The organism is Serratia sp. root2, assembly GCF_031931805.1.
Lineage (GTDB): Bacteria > Pseudomonadota > Gammaproteobacteria > Enterobacterales > Enterobacteriaceae > Serratia > Serratia inhibens.
Map to the genome: position 1 here is coordinate 1 of NZ_JAUJXB010000015.1, position 3,237 is coordinate 3,237.

Consider the following 3,237-nt stretch of genomic DNA (forward strand, 5'->3'; position numbering starts at 1 on the left):
TTGCTCTTTAACAATCTGGAACAAGCTGAAAATTGAAACATGACAGCTGAAACTTATCCCTCCGTAGACATATTGGGGTAAGGAGTAACCTGTCATAGAGTCTCTCAAATGTAGCAGCGCGAATGGGCTCTTTGTTTACAAAGACACCTTCGGGTTGTGAGGTTAAGTGACTAAGCGTACACGGTGGATGCCTAGGCAGTCAGAGGCGATGAAGGGCGTGCTAATCTGCGAAAAGTGTCGGTAAGGTGATATGAACCGTTATAACCGGCAATACCCGAATGGGGAAACCCAGTGCAATTCGTTGCACTATCATACGATGAATACATAGTCGTATGAGGCGAACCGGGGGAACTGAAACATCTAAGTACCCCGAGGAAAAGAAATCAACCGAGATTCCCCCAGTAGCGGCGAGCGAACGGGGAACAGCCCAGAACCTGAATCAGTTTGTGTGTTAGTGGAAGCGTCTGGAAAGTCGCACAGTAAAGGGTGATAGTCCCGTACACTAAAATGCATATTCTGTGAGTTCGATGAGTAGGGCGGGACACGTGACATCCTGTCTGAATATGGGGGGACCATCCTCCAAGGCTAAATACTCCTGACTGACCGATAGTGAACCAGTACCGTGAGGGAAAGGCGAAAAGAACCCCGGCGAGGGGAGTGAAATAGAACCTGAAACCGTGTACGTACAAGCAGTGGGAGCCTACTTTGTTGGGTGACTGCGTACCTTTTGTATAATGGGTCAGCGACTTATATTTTGTAGCAAGGTTAACCGTATAGGGGAGCCGTAGGGAAACCGAGTCTTAACTGGGCGAATAGTTGCAAGGTATAGACCCGAAACCCGGTGATCTAGCCATGGGCAGGTTGAAGGTTGGGTAACACTAACTGGAGGACCGAACCGACTAATGTTGAAAAATTAGCGGATGACTTGTGGCTGGGGGTGAAAGGCCAATCAAACCGGGAGATAGCTGGTTCTCCCCGAAAGCTATTTAGGTAGCGCCTCGTGAACTCATCTTCGGGGGTAGAGCACTGTTTCGGCTAGGGGGCCATCCCGGCTTACCAAACCGATGCAAACTCCGAATACCGAAGAATGTTATCACGGGAGACACACGGCGGGTGCTAACGTCCGTCGTGAAGAGGGAAACAACCCAGACCGCCAGCTAAGGTCCCAAAGTCATGGTTAAGTGGGAAACGATGTGGGAAGGCATAGACAGCCAGGATGTTGGCTTAGAAGCAGCCATCATTTAAAGAAAGCGTAATAGCTCACTGGTCGAGTCGGCCTGCGCGGAAGATGTAACGGGGCTAAACCATGCACCGAAGCTGCGGCAGCGACGCTTAGGCGTTGTTGGGTAGGGGAGCGTTCTGTAAGCCGTTGAAGGTGGCCTGTGAGGGTTGCTGGAGGTATCAGAAGTGCGAATGCTGACATAAGTAACGATAAAGCGGGTGAAAAACCCGCTCGCCGGAAGACCAAGGGTTCCTGTCCAACGTTAATCGGGGCAGGGTGAGTCGACCCCTAAGGCGAGGCCGAAAGGCGTAGTCGATGGGAAACAGGTTAATATTCCTGTACTCGGTGTTACTGCGAAGGGGGGACGGAGAAGGCTAGGCTAGCCGGGCGACGGTTGTCCCGGTTTAAGCGTGTAGGGGGAGAGAATTGGTAAATCCGTTCTCTTATTCAACCCTGAGGCGTGATGACGATGCACTACGGTGCAGAAGTAGTTGATGCCAAGCTTCCAGGAAAAGCCTCTAAGCATCAGGTAACACAGAATCGTACCCCAAACCGACACAGGTGGTCAGGTAGAGAATACCAAGGCGCTTGAGAGAACTCGGGTGAAGGAACTAGGCAAAATGGTGCCGTAACTTCGGGAGAAGGCACGCTGGCGCGTAGGTGAAGAGACTTGCTCTCGGAGCCGAAGCCAGTCGCAGATACCAGCTGGCTGCAACTGTTTAATAAAAACACAGCACTGTGCAAACACGAAAGTGGACGTATACGGTGTGACGCCTGCCCGGTGCTGGAAGGTTAATTGATGGGGTCAGCCGCAAGGCGAAGCTCTTGATCGAAGCCCCAGTAAACGGCGGCCGTAACTATAACGGTCCTAAGGTAGCGAAATTCCTTGTCGGGTAAGTTCCGACCTGCACGAATGGCGTAATGATGGCCAGGCTGTCTCCACCCGAGACTCAGTGAAATTGAACTCGCTGTGAAGATGCAGTGTACCCGCGGCAAGACGGAAAGACCCCGTGAACCTTTACTATAGCTTGACACTGAACATTGAGCCTTGATGTGTAGGATAGGTGGGAGGCTTTGAAGCGTGGACGCCAGTCTGCGTGGAGCCAACCTTGAAATACCACCCTTTAATGTTTGATGTTCTAACTCGGCCCCGTGATCCGGGGTGAGGACAGTGTCTGGTGGGTAGTTTGACTGGGGCGGTCTCCTCCCAAAGAGTAACGGAGGAGCACGAAGGTTAGCTAATCACGGTCGGACATCGTGAGGTTAGTGCAAAGGCATAAGCTAGCTTGACTGCGAGAGTGACGGCTCGAGCAGGTACGAAAGTAGGTCTTAGTGATCCGGTGGTTCTGAATGGAAGGGCCATCGCTCAACGGATAAAAGGTACTCCGGGGATAACAGGCTGATACCGCCCAAGAGTTCATATCGACGGCGGTGTTTGGCACCTCGATGTCGGCTCATCACATCCTGGGGCTGAAGTAGGTCCCAAGGGTATGGCTGTTCGCCATTTAAAGTGGTACGCGAGCTGGGTTTAGAACGTCGTGAGACAGTTCGGTCCCTATCTGCCGTGGGCGTTGGAAGATTGAGAGGGGTTGCTCCTAGTACGAGAGGACCGGAGTGAACGCACCACTGGTGTTCGGGTTGTCATGCCAATGGCACTGCCCGGTAGCTAAGTGCGGAAAAGATAAGCGCTGAAAGCATCTAAGCGCGAAACTTGCCTCGAGATGAGTCTTCCCTGGGCCTTTAAGGTCCCTGAAGGAACGTTTAAGACTAAGACGTTGATAGGCTGGGTGTGTAAGTGCAGCGATGCATTGAGCTAACCAGTACTAATGATCCGTGAGGCTTAACCTTACAACACCGAAGGTGTTTTAGAGAGATTGGTTTGATTTTCAGCGAAGTTCTTAGATTGGTTTCAATGGCGACACGAGAGTGAAGCGGTTGGAATGAAACAGAATTTGCCTGGCGGCAATAGCGCGGTGGTCCCACCTGACCCCATGCCGAACTCAGAAGTGAAACGC

2 rRNA genes are annotated in these 3,237 nt (G+C 51.9%); both read left to right on the forward strand.

From position 1 onward, the window contains the following. Positions 1-160: 160 nt before the first annotated feature. A 23S ribosomal RNA gene (locus QZQ97_RS24460) occupies positions 161-3,070 on the forward strand. 107 nt (positions 3,071-3,177) lie between these two features. Further along, a 5S ribosomal RNA gene (gene rrf / locus QZQ97_RS24595) occupies positions 3,178-3,237 on the forward strand; the annotation flags it as partial.